Origin of the sequence: Myceligenerans salitolerans (assembly GCF_017349295.1) — a bacterium.
Lineage (GTDB): Bacteria > Actinomycetota > Actinomycetes > Actinomycetales > Cellulomonadaceae > Myceligenerans > Myceligenerans salitolerans.
Genome location: NZ_JAFMPK010000027.1, coordinates 96086 through 119434, shown reverse-complemented (window position 1 = coordinate 119434; position 23349 = coordinate 96086). Strand labels below are relative to the sequence as shown.

Sequence of the window (23349 nt, the reverse complement as noted above, 5' to 3'; positions counted from 1 at the left end):
ATCCAGGTTTCGGCGCGGTATCTTGACATCAAGAAATCGTCTGCCAACTGATCCAGGAGCCTGCTGAAGCCCATGGCCAAGATCATCTACACCCATACGGACGAGGCGCCGCTGCTGGCGACCTATTCCTTCCTCCCGATCGTCTCGGCCTACGCGGCCAAGGCGGGCGTGGACGTCGAGACCCGCGACATCTCGCTGGCCGGCCGCATCGTGGCGCAGTTCCCGGAGCGCCTCACGCCGGAGCAGGCCCAGCCGGACGCGCTGGCGGAGCTCGGCGAGCTCGCCACGCGGCCGGACGCGAACATCATCAAGCTGCCGAACATCTCCGCGTCGGTGCCTCAGCTGAAGGCCGCGATCGCCGAGCTCCAGGGCAAGGGCTACGACCTGCCGGACTACCCGGAGGAACCGTCCACGGACGAGGAGCGCGACGTCCGCGCCCGCTACGACAAGGTCAAGGGCTCGGCGGTCAACCCGGTGCTCCGTGAGGGCAACTCCGACCGACGCGCCCCGGCGTCCGTCAAGAACTACGCCAAGGCCCATCCGCACCGCATGGGCGCCTGGAGCGCCGACTCGAAGACCGCCGTCGCGACGATGGGCCACGACGACTTCTTCTCCAACGAGAAGTCCGTCGTCCTTCCCGCCGCCGACACCCTGCGGATCGAGCACGTCGCCGCCGACGGCACCGTCACGGTGCTCAAGGACGGTCTGGAGGTCGAAGCCGGCGAGGTGCTCGACGGCACCTTCATGTCGGCCGCCGCGCTCGACGCTTTCCTCGTCGAGGAGGTCCGCAGGGCCAAGGAGCAGGGCGTGCTCTTCTCCGTGCACCTCAAGGCCACCATGATGAAGGTCTCCGACCCGATCATCTTCGGCCATGTGGTGAAGGCCTTCTTCACGGACGTCTTCGAGAGGTACGGCGCGGACCTGGCGGCCGCCGGGCTCTCCCCCAACGACGGTCTGGGCTCCATCTTCGCCGGACTGAAGAACCTGCCCAACGGTGCCGAGATCCGCGCCGCGTTCGACGCCGCGCTCGCCGACGGCCCCGAGCTCGCGATGGTGAACTCCGACAAGGGCATCACGAACCTGCACGTCCCGTCGGACGTCATCGTCGACGCCTCGATGCCGGCCATGATCCGCGGCGGCGGCCACATGTGGGGGCCGGACGGCAACGAGGCGGACGCCCTCGCCGTCATCCCCGACTCGTCGTACGCCGGCGTCTACCAGGCCGTCATCGACGACTGCAAGGCCAACGGCGCGCTCGACCCGGCCACCATGGGCTCCGTCCCGAACGTCGGGCTGATGGCCAAGAAGGCCGAGGAGTACGGGTCGCACGACAAGACCTTCGAGATCCGGACCGACGGCACCGTCCGCATCGTCGACGGCGCAGGTGCCACCGTCATGGAGCACGCCGTCGCCGCCGGGGACATCTGGCGCGCCTGCCAGACCAAGGACGTCGCCATCCGCGACTGGGTCAAGCTGGCCGTCACGCGGGCCCGCGCCACCGGCGTGCCGGCCGTGTTCTGGCTCGACCAGAACCGCGCCCACGACGCCCGCCTCATCGAGAAGGTGCGCGAGTACCTCGACGACGGCTCCGCCGGTGAGCTCGGTGGGCTGACCCTCGAGATCATGGCGCCCGCGGACGCCACCAAGTACTCCCTCGAGCGCATCCGCAAGGGCGAGGACACGATCTCGGTCACCGGGAACGTGCTCCGCGACTACAACACCGACCTGTTCCCGATCCTCGAGGTGGGCACGTCGGCGAAGATGCTCTCGATCGTGCCGCTCATGAACGGTGGCGGCCTCTTCGAGACGGGCGCCGGCGGCTCCGCGCCGAAGCACGTGCAGCAGCTCGTCGAGGAGGACTACCTGCGCTGGGACTCGCTCGGGGAGTTCTTCGCCCTGGCGGCGTCCTTCGAGCACCTGGCGAAGTTCACCGGAAACGCTCGTGCCCAGGTCCTCGGAGACACGCTCGACGCCGCCACCGGGACGTTCCTCAACGAGGACCGTTCCCCCGGCCGCAAGCTGGGCACCATCGACAACCGCGGCTCGCACTTCTACCTCGCCCTGTACTGGGCGCGGGAACTCGCCGCGCAGACCGAGGACGCCGAGCTCGCCGCCGCCTTCGCGCCCCTGGCCGAGAAGCTCGGCGCCGAGGAGGAGGCGATCGTCGCCGAGCTCGTCGCCGTCCAGGGCAAGCCCGCCGACATCGGCGGCTATTACCAGCCGGACGACGAGAAGGCGAGCGCGGTGATGCGCCCGAGCGCCATCTTCAACGAGGCGCTCGCGTCGCTCTGACGCGTTCTTCGTGCACGACGGCGGTCGTGGTGGCGTTCCGTACGGAAGGCCGCCACGACCGCCGTCGTCGTTCTGATCAGCGTCCCGTCTCAGCCGGTCGTCTCGAGGGCCGCGCGCAGGGTGGGTACATCCGTGCCTGCATCACGAAGAGCGCGTGCACCGGGGGCGTGGTCGTCGCGCAGGACGCCGAGCAGCAGGTGGGTGTCGGCGATGTCCTTGCTGCGCAGGCGCACGGCTTCACGCAGCGCGAGTTCCAGGGACTTCTTGGCGTCCCTCGTGAACGGGATGTGTCCCTTCGGTCCGCGCCGGCGTGCCGCGGTGTCGAACGCACCCTCGCCGAAGGTGGCGTCGGTGCTGTCCCGGACCGCGTCGAGGTCGATGCCGAGCGAGGCGAGCGCCGCGCGGTCGAGGCCGGCCGAGGCCAGCGCCCTGGCCGCAGGGCCGCCGGCCTCCGCGAGCGCGACGACGACGTGCCGTGTGTCGATGGTAGGGGAGTACAGGCCGCGCGCCACGATCTGCGCGTCGGTGACGACGGCGCGTGCCTCGCGGGTGAACCGTTCGAACATGTCAGAGCCTCCTGGGTGACCGGTGCTTCTTGTGGACCGCCTGGCGGCTGACGCCGAGCGCGTCGGCGATCTCCTGCCACGACCAGCCGAGGGTCCGGGCACGCGTGACCTGGAGGGTCTCGAGGCGGTCGGCCAGCTCGCGCAGGGACCTCACGGCGCGCAGCCCGGTGCGGGGGTCGTCGCTCGCGGCGGCAGCGTCCGGGCTCTTCGTGTACTCGATCCTGTGGATCACGGTCTTTGTGCACATGTTGGGGACTCAGGCGGCGTTTTCAGCGTTACCTAGATAGGATCGAACGCAGGCGTCAGTCGGGGCCCAGAGCGAAGGGGGTGTCATGGACGTGACCGGGACAACGTGTGACCAGGCGCAACCGCATCCCGGCGCTACGCGGATCGAGTTGGTGCTGCCCGAGGCGCCGTGGGGCGGTCCGGCCCTCGGGGAGCCGGAACGTTCGATCGACGAAGCAGCTCTGACGACGCTGCTGGCCCAGGTTTCCTCGGAGCCCGGACCATGGCTGGCGAGCGTGCTCGGTGCGCTCGTGGCGCCGGAACGCCACGGCGGCGTCCTCGATCGGCTGGACGCCGTGGAACTGGCGGCTCTGGTCGAGGGTGCCGGTCGGCTGGCCTCCTGGGCGCAGGGGCTGCAGGCGCGCGCCGCCGGTGCCCTCGTCGAGGCCCAGGTCGGTGTGCTGGCGGCGGACCAGGCCGAGACGGTGATCAAGGATCGCCTGCGCGTGACGGCCAGGGAAGGAGGGGCCGTCGTGCGTCGTGGGGACCGGTGTGCTCGGTTCCCGCAGGTGCTGTCCGCTCTGGAGGCGGGGCGGATCGACGAGCGTAAGGCCGACACCCTGCTGGGCGCGGGGGCCGAACTGACGGACGACGAGCGTGCCGCGGCGATCGAGGTCTTGCTGCCCGAGGCACCGACCCGCACGTGGAAGTGGTTGTCCGATCAGCTGAACGCGTTGGCGAACCGACTGCACGGCAGCGGGGAGGAACTCGAGGAGGCCGCGGCGGGCTCGAACGTGTGGCTGGAGACGGCCGCGCCCGGTATGGCACTGCTGACCGCTCTGATGCCCGCGAAGGACGCCGCCCGGGTGTTCAACGCCGTGCAGGCCGGCGCGGACCAGCTCATGCGGCGGCCCGGCCGGCGACGCGGGCAAGCTCGCGCCGCGGCACTCACGTCGCTCGTCACCGGGCGGATGGTGCCGCACGTGATCGAGGAAGGCGTCGAGGGATCCCTGCGCGTCCCGGTCACGGACCCGGGTGTGCTCGTGGTGCCCGTACGGGACACCGACCTGGTGCCGGTCCCGGCCGAGGACGACGGCGTGCTGTCCACCGTGCCCGCGCCCGTCGAGGCGGGCGTGGTGGTGCGTGCCGTCGAGGTGCCCGCCACGATCAACGTCACCGTCCCCGCCGGCGTGCTCGCCGGCCCGGACGACGCCACCCCCGGCATCCTGGACCTGCTCGGCCCCATCCCCGCCGGCGTCGCTCGCGAGATCGCGGGCGAAGGCGTCTGGCACCGCCTCGTGACGGATCCGGTCACGGGGGTTCTGACCGATTACTCGACCACGACGTACCAGCCTCCGGACCGCCTCCGCCGAGCGGTTCAGGTCCGCGACCGCACGTGCATGAGCACGGGCTGCGACCGCCCCGCCGCACGCTGCGACCTGGACCATGTCGAACCGTTCGATCCTGATCGCGGACCCGTCCCGGGCGAGCCGGGGCAGACCCGTGCGGGCAACCTGCACGCCCTGTGCCGACGTCATCACAACCTCAAGACCCACGCCGGCTGGCACGTCGAACGCGACCCCGTCACCGGAGCGGAGACCTGGACGAGTCCCACCGGTCACACCGAGGTCTACCGGCCGGAGCCGGTCGACCCGGTGGTTCGGTACGCCCGGATCACCGGTATCGAGGCAGATCCGGGGCCGAGCGCGCCACCGGGGCTCACCCTCGCGCGCCGGCCCCGGAAGCCGGCGATTCCTGAACAGCCCACCGCCTCGCCTCCTGACGCCGGGGAGCCGCCGTTCTGAGGTACGAGACGTGGACGACGCGGCCCGTCTGCCCGGCGAAAAAAGAGGAGGGTGATGTCAGTGTGCCGACGTAGCGTGAGCGGTGATGGTCCAGGCAACGATTTCTCCCCCGCGACGCGCCACCGAAACCCGGGACGAGCGCGTGGCCGGTGACCCCTCGCGCACCCTCGACCTGCGACGGCTGCGTGGTCCGGTCGCGGCGACCTCGCTGATCGCGCTGGTGATCGCGGTCACCGCGCAGGCTTACGGCGCGGTGGTCGCCGGGCGGCTCGCGGAAGGCGCCACGCTCGCGGGCGTCGTGCTGCTGGCGGCGTGTCTCGTCGGTGGGGCGTTCCTGGACAGTGCGGGTCAGGTGGCGTGGGCCGGGGTCACGGACCGTGCCGAGGGCAGGCTGCGCGGCGACCTGCTGCGCGCCGCCATGCATCAGCCTCTGGACACCCTCAACGAGCAGGCTGTCGGGGAGATCCTCGACCGCGTCGACGACGACACGCACGCCGTCGGACAGCTCGTGCGGCGGCAGATGTGGGGCGCCGCGCGCTCCGTGGTCGGCTGCGTGCCGATGTGGATCATCGCCGGGCTGCAGTGGTGGCCCGCCTGGTTCCTGTTCCCCGTCCTCGTCGCGCTCACCTGGCTGCTCATCCGCGGGCTGCTGAGCCGGATCGTGAAGCTCAAGGTCGTGGAGGAGGCGGCCTGGACGGACCACGCGGCGGCCTTCGAGGAGGCGGTGGCCGCCCGGGACGACCTGCGGACAAGCCTCGGCCGCGCGTTCGCGATCCGGCGCCTCGCGGGGCTGTCCGCCGAGGTGCATCGCCGGCTCGAGGCCGTCGTCAAGGTCGAGTCACGGATGCTGCGCCGCGCCGGCGTCACCCTGCACGCCCTGCTCGCCGGGGTCGCCGTGGTCGCCGCCGCGCTGGCCGCCGACGGGGCCCTGGGCATCGACCAACTCGTCACGCTCTTCCTGGTCACAGCGGGCTTCGTGGCCCAGACCGACATGCTGATCCACCACCTCCCGGACATCCAGGAGGGGCTGGGCGCGCTCACGAGGATCAAGCAGATGCTCGGCGTCGCGCCGGAGCCGGAGGGTGGCGAGCCCGTCCCGGAGCCCCCGCTGGACCTCGAGCTTCGTGATCTGCACTTCTCGTACAGCGAGGGGACGTTCGCGCTGCAGGGCGTCGACCTCGCGGTGCCCGCGGGCGAGACGGTCGCCCTGGTCGGACGCACCGGTTCCGGGAAGTCCACCCTCGCAGGCCTGCTGTCCCGCGCCGTCGAGCCGCCGCGTGGTGCGGTGTTCCTGGGCGGCGTGGACGTGCGGGACCTCGACCTGCAGGCACTGCGTGCCTCGGTCGGCGTGGTGACCCAGCGGACCGAGATCCTGGCGGGAACCCTCGCGGAGAACATCGCCCTGTTCGCCGACGTGTCCCGGGAGCAGATCGAGGCGGCCGTGGCCGAGCTCGGGCTGGCCGACTGGGCGGACGGACTCCCCGACGGGCTGGACACCCTGCTCGGGCCGGGCGGCACGCGGCTGTCGGCGGGAGAGGAACAGCTCGTCGCGTTCGCGCGGCTGCTGGTGCGCCACGTGCAGGTCGTCGTGCTCGACGAGGCGACGGCACGCATGGACCCTCTCACCGAGGCCCGAGTCGTGGCCGCCGCCGATCGGCTGCTGACCGGGCGCACCGGCGTTCTCATCGCACACCGGCTCACCACGATCGAACGGGCCGGTCAGGTGGCCGTGCTCGACCACGGCAGGGTCGTCCAGCAGGGACGGCGGGCCGAACTCGTCACGGCACCCGGCCCCTTCCGGGACCTTCTGGCGGCGAGTGCCTCGCACGCCGCCGAGGACGGCCTGCTGGAGGAGGAGCCGGGAGCGGCGGAGACGACCGGCGTGGTGTCGGCCGCGGGTATCGCGTCGGAGACGGTCCCGCCGGTCAGGGGGGCGGAGCTTGCTGCCGCCGGAGCGGCCGCATCGCCGTCGTCGGGTGACGTCGTCCGGGTCCCCGGCGTCGGGGCCACGACGCCCGGGACCGCGGCGACCGGAGGCGGGGGCGTCGGCACGAAGCGGCGCCGCGGAACCCCGCCGGAGGTCCACGACCCGGGAGACGGGCCGAGCCTGGCGCGCACCGTCGTGCACGCGGTCTTCGTCCGTCCCGCCTGGGGCGTGTTCGGCGTCGTGCTCTTCCTGCTGTTCAGCATGATCAACGCCGCGGGCGTGCTCACCACGTTCCTGTGGGGCCGCATCGTGGAGGGGATCGACTCGGGCGAGGGTATCCCGCTGGCCGAGTTCATCGGGATCCCCGTCCTGCTCATCGCATCGCCGATCATGCTCGCCCACGCCATCTACGTGTACCCGAAGTGGTGGATCGACATCCTGCTCCGGGTCCGCATGTCGGTGATGGCCGGGCAGACGAGGCAGCGGCGCCTGCCGGCCACGCCACCGGGCGAGATCGTCGCCCGTGCGATGGACGCCGATCGCTTCGTGAACTACACCGACCGCTGGATCGACTTCGTGAACGGCCTGATCGTCGTCTCGGTCGCGACGCTGGTCGGCCGCTCCTGGCTGGTGGGCGCGGTGTTGCTGAGCGTCATGGCGATCTCTGCCGCGGCGTCGGCGATCGGGCGCCCGATCGCCGGGCGTTCGGCGACGAGGTCCTCGGCGGCGCGGGCGAGGTTCGGGCGCGCGCTGGTCTCCGCCCTCGACTCGGCCCGGACGGTGAAGCTCGCCGCCCGGACGCCGGAGGTGCATGCGCACCTGCGCCGGGTCGACGGAGGGCGCGTCAAGGCGGCGATCTTCGAGCACCGGGTCCAGGCGGTCCTCGAGGGCGTCCCCGGGGTCGTGCTGCAGAGCGGCGTGGTCGTCGCCTGGGCGCTGCTTCTGCAAGGCACCTGGAGCCTTGCGACGACGTTGATGGTGGCCGGCGCGGTCGCCGGGTTCGGCTGGTTCGGCATGGTCGCGGGCATGGTGATCACCGAGGCGCCGGGTACCCGGAACTGGCAGAAGGCGACCGCGCGGTTCGCCGGTGGGGTCGACCTCGTCGACCAGCCGGAAGGCGTCGACCTCCCCACGGGAACCGCACCCCAGCCCGCTCCGGGCCCGCGCGAGCCCTTGGACCGGCTCGAGCTTCGCGATCTCACCGCCGTCCACGACGACGGGACGATCGGCGTGTCCGGGGTCGACCTCACGGTGCGCCGGGGCGAGCTGGTGCTGCTGCTCGGCCAGGTGGGCTCCGGCAAGTCGAGCCTGCTCTCGTCCATGGCCGGACTCATGGAGCACACCGGCGAGATCCGCTGGAACGGCGCCGAGGTGGCCGACGCCCAGACGTTCCTGCGGCCGGGCCAGGTCGCCTACGTCGCGCAGATCCCCCGCGTGCTGTCAGGCACGTTCGCGGACAACGTGCGGCTGGACCACGAGCGGGACCTCGACGGCCCCGTCGAGGCGGCCCGGCTCGCGCCGGACATCGCCGACGCCGGCGGCCCCCACTCCCTGGTCGGCCATCGTGGTGTGCGCCTTTCCGGGGGCCAGGTCCAGCGTCTCGCGCTGGCCCGGGCCCTGGCCGCCGACGCCGAGCTGCTGCTCGCCGACGACGTGTCGTCCGCCCTGGACGCCACGACCGAGATCGAGCTCTGGGCGGCGCTGCGCGAGCGGGGCACGACGGTGATCGGTGCGACGTCGAAGCGGGCGGCCCTGGCGCGGGCCGATCGCGTGGTGGTCCTGGAGGAGGGTGAGGTGGCCGCGGTCGGCCCGTGGCGCGAGCTCGCTCCGAAGTGGTCGCACCTGGCCGGCTGACGTCGTGAGTTCTCGCGGTGAACGGGTTGCTGCAAGTTCTTGCAAGCGTTACAGTCGGCGAGGCCCAGCCTGACGCGTGGGATCCCCCGAGGACGACGAAGGAGTCTCCATGCCCGCCGCACCCCCTGTCCGCGTGCCCCGTCCGGGGCGCACCTTGCGTCGCCCGGCAGCACTCCTCGCCGTCGGTTCGCTCCTTGCCGCGGGTCTCGCCACCGGCCCCGCCACCGCTTCCGCGGCCGACGCCGACGCGACCGCTGCCGAGTCCGCCACGCTCGTCGGCGACCTCCAGACCGCCCTGGGCTGTGCCGAGAACTGGCACCCCACCTGCCAGGCCACGAGCCTCGACCCGGCGGGTGACGGCACGTTCACCGCCGAGTTCGAGCTCCCCGCCGGCACCTACGAGTACAAGGTCGCTCTCGACGGGGCCTGGGACGAGTCGTACGGGCGCGACGGCGGTTCCGAGAACGTGCCCCTCAACCTGGAGGGCGCGACGACGGTCCGCGTCACCTACGACGACGCCACCCACCGCATCGCCGTCACCCCGCTCGACCTCGCCGGTGGCTACACCGAGGCCGACGACGCCCTCGTGGCCCCGCCCGTCCGGCAGCCCGGCTCCGACGAGCGCTTCTACTTCGTCATGACGGACCGCTTCGCCAACGGCGACCCGTCCAACGACGACGGCGGCCTCGACGGCGGCCCGCTCGACACCGGCTTCGACCCCACGAACAAGGGCTTCTACCAGGGCGGTGACCTCGCGGGCCTGGCGCAGAACCTCGACTACATCGAGGGCCTCGGCACAACGGCGATCTGGCTCACCCCCAGCTTCCTCAACCGTCCCGTGCAAGGCGAGGGCGACGACGTCAGTGCCGGCTACCACGGCTACTGGATCACCGACTTCACGCGCATCGACCCGCACCTGGGCACGAACGAGGAGCTCGCGGCCCTGATCGACGACGCCCACGCGCGCGGCATCAAGGTCTACTTCGACATCATCACGAACCACACCGCCGACGTCGTCGACTACGCCGAGGGCACCTACGACTACGTCGACCAGGCCACCCGCCCCTACCTCGACGCCGACGGCAACGCCTTCGACCCGGCCGACCTCGCCGGCACGGGCGACTTCCCGGCGCTCGACCCGGCCACGAGCTTCCCGTACACCCCGCGGATCGCGCCCGAGGACGCCGACCTCAAGGTCCCCGCCTGGCTCAACGACCCGACGCTCTACCACAACCGGGGCAACTCGACGTGGGAGGGCGAGTCGGTGACCTACGGTGACTTCTCCGGGCTCGACGACCTCATGACGGAACACCCGACCGTCGTGAACGGCATGGAGGAGATCTACAAGGCGTGGATCGACCTCGGCATCGACGGCTTCCGTATCGACACGGCCAAGCACGTCAACTTCGAGTTCTGGGAGGAGTGGTCGAGCGAGATCGAGCAGCACGCCCACGCCCAGGGCAAGGACGAGTTCTTCACGTTCGGTGAGGTGTACGACGCCGACGCCGCCAAGACCTCGCCCTACGTACGTGAGACCGCCATGTCGTCCGTGCTGGACTTCGCGTTCCAGTCCGCGGCCACGAGCTACGCGAGCGGCAACAGCGCGCAGCGCCTCGCCGGGCACTTCGCGAGCGACGACCTGTACACCACGCCGGACTCCTCGGCCACGGCGCTGCCGACGTTCCTCGGCAACCACGACATGGGCCGCGTCGGCTACATGCTCGCGGGCACCGACGAGCCGTTGCAGCGCGACGAGCTCGCCCACGAGCTGATGTACCTGACGCGCGGCCAGCCGGTGGTCTACTACGGCGACGAGCAGGGCTTCGCCGGCACGGGCGGGGACAAGGACGCCCGGCAGACGCTCTTCGCCACCCAGGTGGACGAGTACGCGAACCAGGCTCTCGTCACCGGCGAGCAGGCCGGCAGCCAGGACCGCTACGACACGGACGCGCCCCTGTACGAGCACATCGCGGCCCTCGCCGCGCTCCGGGAGGAACACCCCGCTCTCGCCACGGGTGCCCAGATCGAACGCTTCGCCGAGGACGGTGCGGGCGTCTACGCCTTCTCCCGCGTGGACCGCACCGAGAAGGTCGAGCACCTGGTCACACTGAACAACGCGGCGCAGGAGGCCACGGCGTCGTTCAGCACGCTGACGCCCGGGGCCTCGTACAGCGTGCTGTACGACGACGGCGCGGGCGTGCCGCCTGTCTCCGCCGACGCGAACGGCGAGGTCACCCTCACCGTCCCGGCGCGGTCCGCCGTCGTGCTGGTCGCGGACCGTGAGGTCGCCTCCGGGACCACCGGCGCGATCACCGTCGAGCCCGGCGAGACCCGCCGGGCCGGTGCCGCCGTGACGGGCACCGCCCCCGTCGCGGCCGCCATCGACGACGCCTGGGCCGAGACGTCCTTCGCGTGGCGTGCGGTCGGCACCGACGAGTGGCACGCGCTCGGCACCGCCGAGGACACCGGTCCGCGCGTCTTCCACGACGTCGCCGACCTGCCCGAGGGCACGCTCGTCGAGTACCGCGCCGTGACACGGGACGCCGACGGCGACCGCGCGGCGGCGTCGTCGTACGGGTCGGTGGGCGTCGACGTCAGCGGCGTGGTGGACGACGAGGGCCCCGGCGACACGTACGACATGGTCACCGTGCCCGGCAGCCACAACTCGGAGATGGGCTGCGCCGGCGACTGGACGCCCGACTGCGAGGCCGCGCGCCTCACTCTCCAGGAGGACGGCACGTACGCGGGCACCTTCGAGATCCCGGCCGGCAGCTACGAGTTCAAGATCGCCGTCAACGGCACCTGGGCGGAGAACTACGGCGCAGACGGCGAGCGGGACGGCGCCAACGTCCCGTACGGCACGGGCGGCGGCGCGGTGACGTTCACCTGGGACCCGGTCACCAAGATCCCCGCCGTCGAGGCCGGCGAGCCCGGCACGCCCGGCGAGGGCCAGATGGCGGCGCACTGGGTGCGCGCGGGTCTTGTCCTGGTGCCCTCCGAGGGCTTCGGCCAGGGCGACGACTGGCGCCTGATCGCCGGGGACGGCGACGCGGCGTCGTCGTACGCCCTGAGGCCGGGCGACCTGCCCGCGGATGTCGCCGAGGACTTCCCGCACCTGACCGGGTACCAGGCGCTCGTGATAGAGGGCATGGACACCGACGCGGCGGCCGTGGCCCTGCGGGGTGCCCTGCGCGTCGAACGGTACGACGCCGGCGGCGAGACCCCTGGCGAGCCCACCGCCGTCACGGGCGTGCAGGTCCCGGGCGTGCTCGACGACCTGTTCGCCACGGACCGCGAGCTCGGCGCGGTCGTCCACCCCAACCGCAAGTGGGCCTCGTTCGCCCTGTGGGCACCGACGGCGCGCGACGTCGACCTGCTGGTCTGGCCCCGCGGCCGCGACCTCGCCGCCGAACCCGACCGGTTCGACGCCGAGCGGCAGCGCGACGGCGCGTGGACGGTGGACGGCAAGCGCACCGACAAGCGCTATCCCTGGTACGGAGCGCGCTACCGGTACGCGGTCGAGGTGTACGTGCCGGAGACCGGGCAGGTCGAGACCAACGTCGTGACCGACCCGTACTCGCTCGGACTGACGCTCGACTCGACGCACTCGGTCGTCGTGTCCCTGGACGACAAGCGGTACCAGCCGCGTGAGTGGCGCACCACGCCCGCGCCCGTCGTGGAGCGCGCGGTCGACCAGACGATCTACGAGCTGCACGTGCGGGACTTCTCGATCGCCGACGAGACCGTGCCGGAGCACCTGCGCGGCACCTACGGAGCGTTCGGGGTGAAGGGCTCGGACGGCATGACCCACCTGCGCGAGCTGGCCGGTGCCGGGATCACCGGCGTCCACCTGCTGCCGACGTTCGACATCGCGACGATCCCGGAGAACCGGGACGCACAGGCGACGACGGGCGACCTGTCCGGCTTCGCGCCCGACGGCGAGGAACAGCAGGCGGCGGTCGCGGAGATCTCGGCCGACGACGGCTTCAACTGGGGCTACGACCCGTACCACTTCACGACGCCCGAGGGCTCGTACGCGCGCCGGGCAGACGGGGGAGCGCGGATCGCCGAGTTCCGCGGCATGGTCGGGGCGCTGCACGACGCCGGGCTCCAGGTGATCCTGGACCAGGTGTTCAACCACACCACGGCGTCGGGCCAGGCGGACACGTCGGTGCTGGACCGCGTGGTGCCGGGCTACTACCACCGGCAGAACGCGGTGTCGGGCGACGTCGAGACCTCGACCTGCTGCCAGAACCTCGCCACCGAGCACGCGATGGGCGAGAAGCTCATGGTCGACTCCGTGGTGACCTGGGCCCGCGACTACCGCGTGGACGGCTTCCGGTTCGACCTCATGGGGCACCACTCGAGGGAGAACATGCTCGCGGTCCGCGCGGCGCTGGACGCCCTCACGATCGAGGACGACGGCGTCGACGGCTCGGCCGTGTACCTGTACGGCGAGGGCTGGGACTTCGGCGAGGTCGCGGGCGGCGCCCGCTTCGAGCAGGCCACGCAGGGCAACCTCGGCGGCACGGGCATCGGCACGTTCAGCGACCGCCTGCGCGACGCGATGCACGGCGGCTCGCCGGTCGACGGGTCCACGCTGTTCCAGCAGGGCGTCGGGACCGGTCTGTTCACCGACCCGAACGGGCGCGAGGCACGGCTGGGCGACGCCGGGTCCGTGAACGACGGCGGTGCCGACGAGGCCGACGACCTCGCGCACCAGACGGACCTCGTGAAGCTGGGGCTCGCGGGGAACCTGCGCGGCTTCGAGTTCGTGACGTCCGACGGCGAGGTCCGGCGCGGCGACGAGATCGACTACCGGGGCTCGCCCGCGGGCTACGCGGACTCGCCCGAGGAGGTCGTCACCTACGTCGACGCGCACGACAACGAGACGCTGTTCGACCTCCTGGCGCTCAAGCTGCCCGCGGACACGCCGATGGACGAGCGGGTGCGGATGAACACCGTGAACCTGTCGACGACGGCGCTGGCGCAGACGCCCTCGTTCTGGCACGCCGGGACGGACCTGCTGCGCTCCAAGTCGCTGGACCGGAACTCGTACGACTCCGGCGACTGGTTCAACGCCATCGACTGGTCCGGGCAGGACAACGGGTTCGGCCGCGGGCTCCCGATGGCGGCCGACAACGAGGACAAGTGGCCCTACCAGGCACCGCTTCTCGCGGACGCGGACCTCAAGCCGTCACCCGAGGACATCGCGCTGGCTTCCGCGCAGGCCCGTGAACTGCTCGAGCTGCGCGGGTCGACCGACCTGCTGCGGCTCGGCTCCGCGGACCTGATCCAGGAGAAGGTGACGTTCCCGGGGACGGCCGCGGGAGCCGGCGCGGAGGACCTGCCGGGCGTGATCGCGATGTCGGTCGACGACCTGGCCGGGCAGGTCGACGCCGACCCCGCCCTGGACGGCGCGCTGGTCGTGTTCAACGCGTCGCCCGACGACGCGACGGTCGAGCTGCCCGAACTGGCCGGCCGTGACTACCGCCTCTCGCCGGTCCAGGCGGACGGCGTGGACGACGTCGTGCGGCGAACCGCGTGGGACGCCGGGACGGGGACGGCGACCGTGCCCGCCCGTACGGTGGCGGTGCTGCTGGATGGGGAGAACTCCCCACCCCGGGGCGTTCATCCGTGGTGGTCGTAGCCACGGGACCGTTCCTGTGGCAGGCTCCTGGCGCACAGTACTGGCGTAAGACGAGAGGAAATCATGACGCACGCTCCCCAGCCGCCCGAGCCCTACGGTCAGCAGGCGGTGGCCGGTGCCGAGGATCCCGGTAAGACGCTCGGCGTCGTCGGCCTGGTCCTGGCGATCCTGTTCCCGCTGATCGGCCTGATCGTGTCGATCATCGCGCGCAACAAGTCCAAGGAGGCCGGTTTCCAGAACGGCCTGGCCAAGGGCGGCATCATCGTCAGCATCGTGCTGATGGTGCTCGGGATCGTCGCCGCGGTCATCGGCATCGTGCTGGCCATCAACGTGGGCACGGAAGCGATGGAGCAGGTCTGCGGTAGCTTGGGCCCGGGTGAGCACGTCGTCGACGGCGTGACGTACACCTGCAGCTGATCCGGCTCGGTCTTCCGCTGAGCCCGGCTCAGCGGAAGACCACCGTGCGGTGCCCGTCCAGCAGCACCCGGTGCTCCGCGTGCCAGCGGACGGCACGGGCCAGGGTGCGGCGCTCGGTGTCCTCGCCGATACGGACGAGGTCGTCGATGGTGTGCGTGTGGTCCACCCGCTCCACGTCCTGTTCGATGATGGGGCCCTCGTCGAGGTCGCCCGTGACGTAGTGGCTGGTGGCACCGATGATCTTGACGCCGCGGTCGTGCGCCTGCCGGTACGGGCCCGCGCCCTTGAAGGACGGCAGGAACGAGTGGTGGATGTTGATGATGCGCCCGGCGTGGTCGCGGCACATCTCGTCCGACAGGATCTGCATGTAGCGGGCCAGTACCACCAGCTCCGCGCCGGTCTCGGTGATGAGGCCCCGCAGCGCCGCCTCGGACTCCGGCTTGGTGTCCTTCGTGACGGGCACGTGGTGGAAGGGCTTGCGGTAGAACTGCGCGATGTCCTCCAGGTCTCGGTGGTTGCCCACCACGCCGACGACGTCGATCGGCAGGTGCTGCGACCGTTCCCGGTACAGCAGGTCCACCAGGCAGTGCGCCGCCTTCGAGACCAGCACGAGCGTGCGCATCGGGCGCCCGGCGGTGTCCAGGTTCCACGTCATGTCGAACCGTGCCGCCAGGTCCGTGACGGCCGACGTCAGGTCCCGTCGCGACGCCGCGGACTCGACCTGGACCCGCATGAAGAACCGTCCCGAGTAGGGGTCTCCGAACTGTTGCGACTCCGTGATGTTGCCGCCGCGCTCGGCGAGCATCCCCGCGACGGCGTGCACGATGCCGGGGCCGTCGGGGCAGGAGAGCGTGAGGATCCAGTGGGTCGGTGCGGTCTGCGGGGTCACCCGGGAAGCGTATGTCCGACGCCGGTCGTCCGCGCGCACGTCCCACTCGGCGGCCATGGGCGCGTCGGCGACGCAACTCTGCCACCATGGCCCCATGAGCGACGCACCCACGACGATCGCCCTGGTCGACGACGACCACGCGGGCGAGCTTCTCACCCTCCGCCGAGCCGCGTTCGTCACCGAGGCGCAGCTCTACGACGACCCGAACATCCCGCCGCTCACCCAGACCCTCCACGAACTGCGGGAGGACATGGCCCGGGACGACATCGTCACCGTCGGTGCGTGGGAGGGCAACCGCCTCATCGGCTCGATCCGCGTGGAGCTGGAGGGGCAGAAGGCGACGCTCGGCCGGCTCGCCGTCGCACCGGACAAGCAGGGCCGCGGGATCGGCACGCAGATGCTCGTCGGCGTCGCGCCGTACCTGCCGCCGGAGATCACGGAGATCTGGGTGTTCACCGGCAAGGACTCGAAGCAGAACCTGTCCCTCTACACGAAGCACGGCTACGAGGAGCAGTACGACCAGGCCGCCGGCGACCTCACCTACACCTACCTGCGGCGCGTGCTGGGATCCGTCGAGGTCAAGGACGAGACGACGGCGTAGCGCGGCGCGGCAACCGCGTCGCACCGGTGATCGCGGCCACGACTGCCTCGTGGCTGGCTTCCCCCGCGGCGAACGAGCCGTTGTTCCGGCCGTGCCGCAGGACCTCCACGCGGTCGGCGACGGCGAGCACGTCGGACAGGCTGTGGCTGATGAGGATCACGCCGTGGCCGAGGTCCCGCAGGGACTGGATGTGCGTGAGGACCTCTGCCGTCTGAGCCACGGACAGGGACGCGGTCGGCTCGTCGAGCACCACCACCTTCGGGGAGCCGAGCTGGGTGCGGGCGATGGCCACCGTCTGCCGCTGGCCGGCGGAGAGCGCGGACAGCGGGGTGCGCACCGACGGGATACGCGAGGTGAGCGACTCGAGGATCTCGCGGGCCCGGTTCTCCATGGCCGCCTCGTCCAGGCCGAGCCCACCCTTGCCGGAGATCTCCTGTCCCAGGAACAGGTTCTGCACCACGTCGAGGTTCTCCGCGAGGGCGAGGTCCTGGAAGACGGTCGCCACGCCGAGAGCGCGCGCCGAGGCAGGGGAACCGGGGGGCACCGGATTGCCGTCCACGGTGACGGTGCCGGCGTCGGGCGTGAGGACGCCCGCGACGACCTTGGCGAGCGTCGACTTCCCGGCCGCGTTGTCACCGACCAGGGCGACGACTTCGTGCGCGTGGACGTCCAGGTCGACGCCGTCGAGTGCCTGGACGGGGCCGAAGGACTTGTGCACGGCACGTGCGGAGAGCACGGGCTGGGAGCGGATCACGTCGTCGTGCCTCCTTCAGGCCAGTTCGATCTGGGTCTTGCGGCGTGCCAGGGCGAGCGCGCCCAGTATGTCGGCTCGGTCGCCCAGCTCACCAGGGACCACCGGCACGGCGCCCCGCACGGTCGGGACCGCCCGGGCGGTGACGGCCTCGCGCAGCGGGTCGAGTAGGACGCCGCCGGCCGCCGCCAGCTCGCCGCCCACGACCACCGACTCCGGACCGAGCGCCGTGACGAGGTCGCCGACCGCCTGGCCGACGGCACGGCCGGCGTCGGCCAGGATACGGCGGCACCCGGGATCGCCGTCGGCCGCGTGGGACAGGAGGTCGTGCACGGTGAGATCACCGTGGCTGGCGCGGAGCATGCCGAGCAGGGCCGGCGCGCTGACCACCGTGTCGAGGCAGCCCCGGTTGCCGCACCGGCAGACGGGGCCGGCAGGGTCGACCTGGACGTGCCCGATCTCGCCGGCGGTACCGGCCCGGCCGCGATGGACGTGTCCGCCGATCAGCAGGCCCGCGCTGGTGGTGTGGCCGATGCGGACGTACACGACGTCGCGCAGCCCGCGCGCGGCGCCGAGGTCGTGCTCGGCGATCGCGCCGAGGTTGGCGTCCTTGTCCCCGTGGACCGGCCGGGAGATCCGGCGGGACAGGACCGGCGCGAGTTCCGCGTCCTCCCAGCCGCGCATGGCACCCCGCACGGTCAGCTCGGCGGTGGCGGCCTCGACCGGCGCCGGGAGTGCCAGGCCGAGGGCGAGCAGTTCCTCGACGTCGGCTCCCACCTGGTCCAGCAGGTCCATGACGAGCAGCGCGGCGCGGTCCAGGGTGGTGTCGACCCGGTGGTCCGGTGGCAGGGGCAGGAACTGGTCCGCCACCACGTCGAGCGCGAGGTCGCTCAGGGCGACGCGCAGGGCCCGGGGGCCCACCTGCACGCCTGCCACGAGACCGAGCTGACGGGCCATCGTCACCCGGGTCGCGCGGCGACCGGACCGGGAGGTCGAGTGGGTCTCGACGACACCGGCGGCCAGGAGCTCGCGCACGATCGTGGACACGGTCGCCGTCGAGACGCCGGTGGCTGCCGCGAGCTCGACCTGGGTCAGCCCGCCGTACCGCTTCACCGCGTCGACGATGCGCGCCCGGTTGGCCTCCCGCATGGAGGTCGCCGAGCCGGGCGTGGGGCTCCTCTGCACGTTCGGACTCTAACCCGGAACGCGCTTGAGTTAGGGACTCGAACACAAAAAGGTCACGATCCCGGTCGATGGGGTTGATCGCCTAACGCATCGTGCTAGCGTCCCGCTCGACTCATTTCGACGAGGAAAGAGAGACGACGATGTCACTGCGCCGTTTCGGACGCATCACCGCGGCCCTGGCCGCCACCACGCTCACCGTCGGGGCCCTGGGTGCGTGCAGCGCCGAGCGCGCCGGTGGGGAGGAAGAGGCCTCGGGCGGGAGCCCGGAGGACACCCTGGTCGGCATCGCGATGCCCACCCGCTCGCTGGAGCGGTGGAACAACGACGGGGCGCACCTGGACGAACTGCTGCAGGACGCCGGGTACGAGACCAGTCTCCAGTACGCCGACAACCAGGTCGACGAGCAGATCACCCAGTTGCAGAACATGATCAACGAGGGCGCCGACATCCTCGTGATCGCGTCGATCGACGGCACCGCCCTCGCCCCCGTGCTGCAGGACGCCGCCGAGAACGACATCACGGTCATCGCGTACGACCGTCTGATCAACGAGTCGGAGAACGTGGACTACTACGCCACGTTCGACAACGAGCTCGTGGGAACCCTCCAGGGCGAGTTCATCGTGGAGGAGCTCGGGCTCGAGGACGGCGAGGAAGGGCCGTTCACCCTCGAACCGTTCGCCGGTTCGCCGGACGACAACAACGCCCGGTTCTTCTTCAAGGGCGCCTGGGACGTGCTCTCCCCGTACGTCGAGGAGGGTGTGCTGGAGGTTCCGTCGGGCAAGGCGCCCGCGAGCGTCGACGAGTGGACGAGCATCGGCATCCAGGGCTGGGAGTCCTCCCGGGCCCAGTCCGAGATGGAGAACCGCCTCAACTCGTTCTACGAGGGCAACGAGAAGGTCGACGTCGTCCTGTCCCCGAACGACTCGCTCGCACTCGGCATCCAGCAGGCGCTCGAGGGCGCCGGCTACGAGCCGGGCGGTGACTGGCCGCTGATCACCGGCCAGGACGCCGACGAGGCCAACGTGAAGAACATGCTGGAGGACAAGCAGGCCATGACGGTCTGGAAGGACACCCGCACGCTCGGTGACCAGGTCGCCACGATGATCGACCAGATCGTGGCGGGCGAGGAGGTCGAGGTCAACGACACCGAGACGTACGACAACGGCGTCAAGGTGGTGCCGTCCTACCTCCTCGAGCCGCAGGTCGTGACGAAGGACGAGATCGAGGACGTCCTCGTCGGGTCCGGCTTCTACGAGGCGTCCGACCTGGGTCTGTGACGCCGGGAGGTCCCGGCGGGGCCGCGCGCCCCGCCGGGACCCCCACCCACGACCGCCGTCGGGCACAGGAGATTCGGATGACTGAGAAAGACGAGGACGTCGTCCTCGAGATGCTGGGGATCACCAAGGAGTTCCCCGGCGTGAAGGCCCTGCAGGACGTGAACCTGCGGGTGCGGCGCGGCGAGATCCACGCGATCTGCGGCGAGAACGGAGCCGGGAAGTCGACACTGATGAAGGTGCTCTCCGGCGTCTACCCGCACGGCTCGTACGACGGCGAGATCGTGTTCGACGGCGAGCCCGTCGCCTTCCGCGGCATCCGGGACAGCGAGGACCGGGGGATCGTCATCATCCACCAGGAGCTCGCGCTCATCCCGCAGATATCGATCGCCGAGAACATCTTCCTCGGCAACGAGAAGGCCGGAGCCGGCGTGCTCGACTGGAACCGCACCCACCGCGCGGCGGCGGACCTGCTCTCCCGTGTGGGGCTGGCCGAGAACCCGGAGATCACGCCGTCGGAGATCGGCGTCGGCAAGCAGCAGCTCGTGGAGATCGCGAAGGCGCTGTCCAAGAAGGTGGACGTGCTGATCCTCGACGAGCCGACCGCCGCGCTGAACGACGACGACTCCGAGCACCTGCTGGGCCTTCTGCGCGAGTTCCGCGACCAGGGCATGACGTGCATCATCATCAGCCACAAGCTGGGCGAGATCACCTCGGTCGCCGACCGGGTCACCGTCATCCGCGACGGGCAGACCATCGAGACCCTCGACCTGCACGGTGCCGAGCCCGTGACCGAGGACAGGATCATCCGCGGCATGGTGGGGCGTTCGCTCGAGCACCGGTTCCCCGCGCGGAAGGCGACGATCGGTGACGAGGTGCTGCGGATCGAGGACTGGACCGTCCACCATCCGGTGGACACCGACCGGGTGATCGTGGACTCCGCGAACCTCGACGTGCGGGCTGGTGAGGTGGTCGGCCTCGCCGGCCTGATGGGCGCCGGCCGGACCGAGCTCGCCATGTCCCTGTTCGGCCGGTCGTGGGGCACCGGCATCTCCGGGCGTGTCTACAAGAACGGCGAGGAGATCCGCATCCGCACGGTGTCCGACGCCATCCGCCACGGCCTCGCGTACACCACCGAGGACCGCAAGAGCCTGGGGCTCAACCTCATCCAGACCATCCGCGAGAACATCTCGTCCTCGGCACTGGGCAAGCTCATGGACTGGATGGGTGTGATCCGCGGCGAGCGGGAGGCCGCGGTCGCCGAGCGCTACCGGCGGGACTTCGGCATCAAGGCCCCGACCGTCGAGTCGGTCGTGGGCCAGCTCTCGGGCGGCAACCAGCAGAAGGTGGTGCTGTCCAAGTGGGTCTTCAGCGACCCCGACGTGCTCATCCTCGACGAGCCGACGCGCGGCATCGACGTCGGCGCGAAGTACGAGATCTACACCCTCGTCAACCAGCTCGCCGAGGCGGGCAAGGCAGTGATCGTGATCTCCTCCGAGCTGCCCGAGCTGATCGGTGTGTGCGACCGCATCTACGCGATGTCGCAGGGCCGGATCACCGGCGAGGTCCCGCGTGAGCGGGCGACACAGGAAGAACTCATGCGCTACATGACCATGGAGAAGACCCGATGAACGAGATCACGGAATACCTGGGTCGCAACGCCCGGCAGTACGGGATCGTCATCGCCCTGCTCGCGATCGTGGCCCTGTTCCAGGTGCTCACCGGGGGACGCCTGCTCGACCCCAGCAACGTCGTGAGCCTGATCCAGCAGAACGCCTACGTCATGATCCTCGCCATCGGCATGGTGATGGTGATCGTCGCCGGCCACATCGACCTGTCGGTCGGCTCCGTGGTCGCGTTCATCGGCGGGGCGGCGGCGATCATGATGGCCGACTGGGGCTGGTCGTGGCCGGTCGCCGTCGCGCTCGCCCTGGTGCTCGGCCTCCTCGTCGGCTGCTGGCAGGGCTTCTGGGTCGCCTATGTGGGGATCCCCGCGTTCATCGTGACGCTGGCCGGCATGCTCATCTTCCGAGGGCTCGCGATCGTCCTGGTGAGCGAGACCCGAGCGGGCCTGCCGGACGCGTTCAACGCGATCGCCGGCGGCGAGCTGCCCTCGTGGCTCGGGTTCCTGGGGAACCTGGACGGCGTGACACTCCTCATCGGGGTGATCGGCATGGCCGCGTTCGTCCTCTCGCAGTGGCGTGCCCGCCGCGGGCTGATCAAGCACGACCTCGCGGTCGAGCCGATGGGGATCTTCCTGGTGAAGAACGTCGTAGTCGTCGGGCTCATCGGCGTCGTGGCCTACTGGCTCGCGCTGCGGGCCACGCCGATCGTGCTGCTCATCGTCGGCGGCCTCATCATGATCTTCACGTTCGTGCTGAACCGGACCGTGTTCGGGCGGCACATCTACGCCGTGGGTGGCAACCGGCACGCGGCGCAGCTGTCCGGCGTCCGGACGCGGGTCACCGACTTCATGATCTTCGTCAACATGGGTCTCCTGGCCGCCGTGGCCGCCGTCGTGACCACGGCGCGCGCGGGCGCCGGCCTGGCCGCGGCCGGTCAGCTCTACGAGCTTGACGCCATCGCCGCCTGCTTCATCGGGGGCTCCGCCGTGCGTGGCGGCGTGGGCAAGATCTCGGGCGCCATGATCGGCGCACTCATCATGGGCGTGCTCAACATGGGCCTGTCCATCCTGGCGGTCGACTCCGCCTGGCAGCAGACCATCAAGGGCCTGGTCCTGCTCCTGGCGGTCGCCCTCGACGTCGTCAGCAAGCGTCGGCGGGCCTACGCCTGACGCGCCGGCCCCCCGGCCGGCTCAGCCGGCCGGGGGCGGGGCCGTCGACTCGCGTTCCACCAGGCGGACCGGGACCACCGCGTGGGTGTCCGCCAGGTTCTCGCCGTCGCGGACCTGACGCAGCAGCAGGTCGACCAGCCGCCGCCCGATCTCCCCGAAGTCCTGCTCGACCGTGGTCAGCGGTGGCCAGAGCTGTGCGGACAGCTCGATCCCGTCGAACCCGACCACGGACACGTCTCCCGGGACGGCACGTCCTGCCTCGTGCAGGGCGCGCACCAGGCCCGCCGCCATCTGGTCGTTGGCCGCGAACACCGCGGTGACCTCCGGGTCGGCGGCCAGCACGGTTCCGGCGTCGTAGCCGGAGGCGGCGCTCCAGTCGCCGCGCACGGCGGGCACCACCGCCGCGCCGGCCTCGGCGAGCGCGGCCCGCCAGGCCTCCTCCCGCTGCCGGGCCGGTGTCGAGTCCTGCGGCCCGGCCAGATGATGCACGGTGCGGTGTCCGAGCTCCAGCAGGTGCCCGACGGCGGCCCGCGCCCCGCCGGCCTGGTCGGCCGCGACGGCGGGATGGTGCCCCACGAACCGCGAGTCGGACACGACCACCGGCAGGTGCGGCGGCAGCGCCAGCGTGTCCGGGGTCGCGCTCTCCGCCCGGACGATGATCAGCCCGTCGATGTCCTGGTGGGACAGTCGCGCGACGGCCGCGGAGACGTCGTGCGGCGCGGGGGAGGCGATGTCGACCAACGTCACCGTGTACCCCTCGGCCTGGGCCGCCTCGACCACCGCCTCGACCGTGCGCGACTCGCCCGTACGGGCCAGCCGGTGCGCGATCATCCCGACCGTTCCGTAGTGCCCGTACCGCAGGGCCCGTGCCGCGCGGTTTGGGGTGTAGCCGAGCTGCGCCATCGCGGCCCGCACCCGTGACGCGGTCTCGTGCCGCACCGTGGGCTCGTCCCGCGCGACCCGGGAGACCGTCTGGGCCGAGACCCCGGCGAGCGCGGCGACGTCGGTCATCGACGGACCGGGAGGTGCCGGCCGCCGCCGGCGGGCCTCTGAACTGCCACGGGACTCGTTCATGCCTTGACCATACTGGGCGCGGGCTCGATCCGCGGAGGAGTTCCC

At 71.3% G+C, this 23349-nt stretch carries 15 protein-coding genes; 9 read left to right on the top strand and 6 right to left on the bottom strand.

Features of this window, described 5'->3' with window-relative positions; translation table 11 throughout:
* Positions 1-72 precede the first annotated feature (72 nt).
* Positions 73-2292 (top strand): NADP-dependent isocitrate dehydrogenase, encoded by a 2220-nt coding sequence (locus J0911_RS05920; RefSeq protein ID WP_207274540.1) that lies wholly within the window; start codon positions 73-75, stop codon positions 2290-2292.
* Positions 2293-2381: 89 nt separating this feature from the next.
* Here J0911_RS05920 and J0911_RS05915 read toward each other — a convergent pair whose 3' ends face one another.
* Together J0911_RS05915 and J0911_RS05910 are read right to left on the bottom strand one after the other, a co-directional pair.
* Positions 2382-2858 carry a Clp protease N-terminal domain-containing protein gene (locus J0911_RS05915; RefSeq protein ID WP_207274539.1) on the bottom strand — a complete coding sequence of 159 codons (477 nt, stop codon included), beginning with the start codon at positions 2856-2858 and terminating at the stop codon, positions 2382-2384.
* 1 nt (position 2859) lies between these two features.
* Complete coding sequence (locus tag J0911_RS05910) at positions 2860-3090, bottom strand: helix-turn-helix domain-containing protein (protein WP_443677264.1); 231 nt, start codon at positions 3088-3090, stop codon at positions 2860-2862.
* A gap of 106 nt (positions 3091-3196) precedes the next feature.
* On the opposite strand from J0911_RS05910, the gene J0911_RS05905 reads away from it, so the two are divergent.
* From J0911_RS05905 to J0911_RS05890, 4 genes are all read left to right on the top strand, one after another.
* On the top strand, positions 3197-4888 hold the full coding sequence (locus tag J0911_RS05905; RefSeq protein ID WP_207274537.1) for an HNH endonuclease signature motif containing protein: 1692 nt from the start codon (positions 3197-3199) through the stop codon (positions 4886-4888).
* A gap of 85 nt (positions 4889-4973) precedes the next feature.
* Entirely contained in the window at positions 4974-8669 is a 3696-nt protein-coding gene (locus J0911_RS05900) for an ATP-binding cassette domain-containing protein (protein ID WP_207274536.1), read from the top strand.
* Positions 8670-8778: 109 nt separating this feature from the next.
* Positions 8779-14319 (top strand): pullulanase-type alpha-1,6-glucosidase, encoded by a 5541-nt coding sequence (pulA, locus tag J0911_RS05895; RefSeq protein WP_207274535.1) that lies wholly within the window; start codon positions 8779-8781, stop codon positions 14317-14319.
* Between the two features lie 63 nt (positions 14320-14382).
* Complete coding sequence (locus J0911_RS05890; RefSeq protein ID WP_207274534.1) at positions 14383-14736, top strand: DUF3671 domain-containing protein; 354 nt, start codon at positions 14383-14385, stop codon at positions 14734-14736.
* Positions 14737-14764: 28 nt separating this feature from the next.
* Here the strand turns inward: J0911_RS05890 and purU are convergent, their stop codons facing one another.
* The gene (gene purU, locus J0911_RS05885) at positions 14765-15625 is read right to left on the bottom strand and encodes a formyltetrahydrofolate deformylase (protein ID WP_307864937.1); all 861 of its coding nucleotides are present in this window, start codon (positions 15623-15625) and stop codon (positions 14765-14767) included.
* Between the two features lie 94 nt (positions 15626-15719).
* Here purU and J0911_RS05880 point away from each other — a divergent pair, with 94 nt between their 5' ends.
* A complete protein-coding gene (locus tag J0911_RS05880; RefSeq protein ID WP_207274533.1) occupies positions 15720-16226 on the top strand; it encodes a GNAT family N-acetyltransferase in 507 nt (168 codons plus the stop codon).
* Here J0911_RS05880 and J0911_RS05875 read toward each other — a convergent pair.
* A complete protein-coding gene (locus tag J0911_RS05875) occupies positions 16204-16980 on the bottom strand; it encodes an ATP-binding cassette domain-containing protein (protein ID WP_307864936.1) in 777 nt (258 codons plus the stop codon). The genes J0911_RS05880 and J0911_RS05875 overlap by 23 nt on opposite strands.
* Before the next feature lie 15 nt (positions 16981-16995).
* Entirely contained in the window at positions 16996-18162 is a 1167-nt protein-coding gene (locus J0911_RS05870) for an ROK family transcriptional regulator (protein ID WP_307864935.1), read from the bottom strand.
* A gap of 140 nt (positions 18163-18302) precedes the next feature.
* Here J0911_RS05870 and chvE point away from each other — a divergent pair, with 140 nt between their 5' ends.
* The 3 genes from chvE to mmsB all read left to right on the top strand — a co-directional run bounded on the left by chvE (position 18303) and on the right by mmsB (position 22230).
* Complete coding sequence (gene chvE / locus J0911_RS05865) at positions 18303-19439, top strand: multiple monosaccharide ABC transporter substrate-binding protein (RefSeq protein WP_207274532.1); 1137 nt, start codon at positions 18303-18305, stop codon at positions 19437-19439.
* Between the two features lie 77 nt (positions 19440-19516).
* Entirely contained in the window at positions 19517-21067 is a 1551-nt protein-coding gene (gene mmsA, locus J0911_RS05860; RefSeq protein WP_207274531.1) for a multiple monosaccharide ABC transporter ATP-binding protein, read from the top strand.
* Positions 21064-22230: a multiple monosaccharide ABC transporter permease gene (mmsB, locus tag J0911_RS05855; protein ID WP_207274530.1), complete on the top strand. Its 1167-nt coding sequence runs from the start codon at positions 21064-21066 to the stop codon at positions 22228-22230. The genes mmsA and mmsB overlap by 4 nt, the downstream gene beginning before the upstream one ends.
* A gap of 21 nt (positions 22231-22251) precedes the next feature.
* On the opposite strand, the gene J0911_RS05850 is transcribed toward mmsB, so the two are convergent.
* On the bottom strand, positions 22252-23304 hold the full coding sequence (locus J0911_RS05850) for a LacI family DNA-binding transcriptional regulator (RefSeq protein WP_207274529.1): 1053 nt from the start codon (positions 23302-23304) through the stop codon (positions 22252-22254).
* Between the last annotated feature and the right edge of the window lie 45 nt (positions 23305-23349).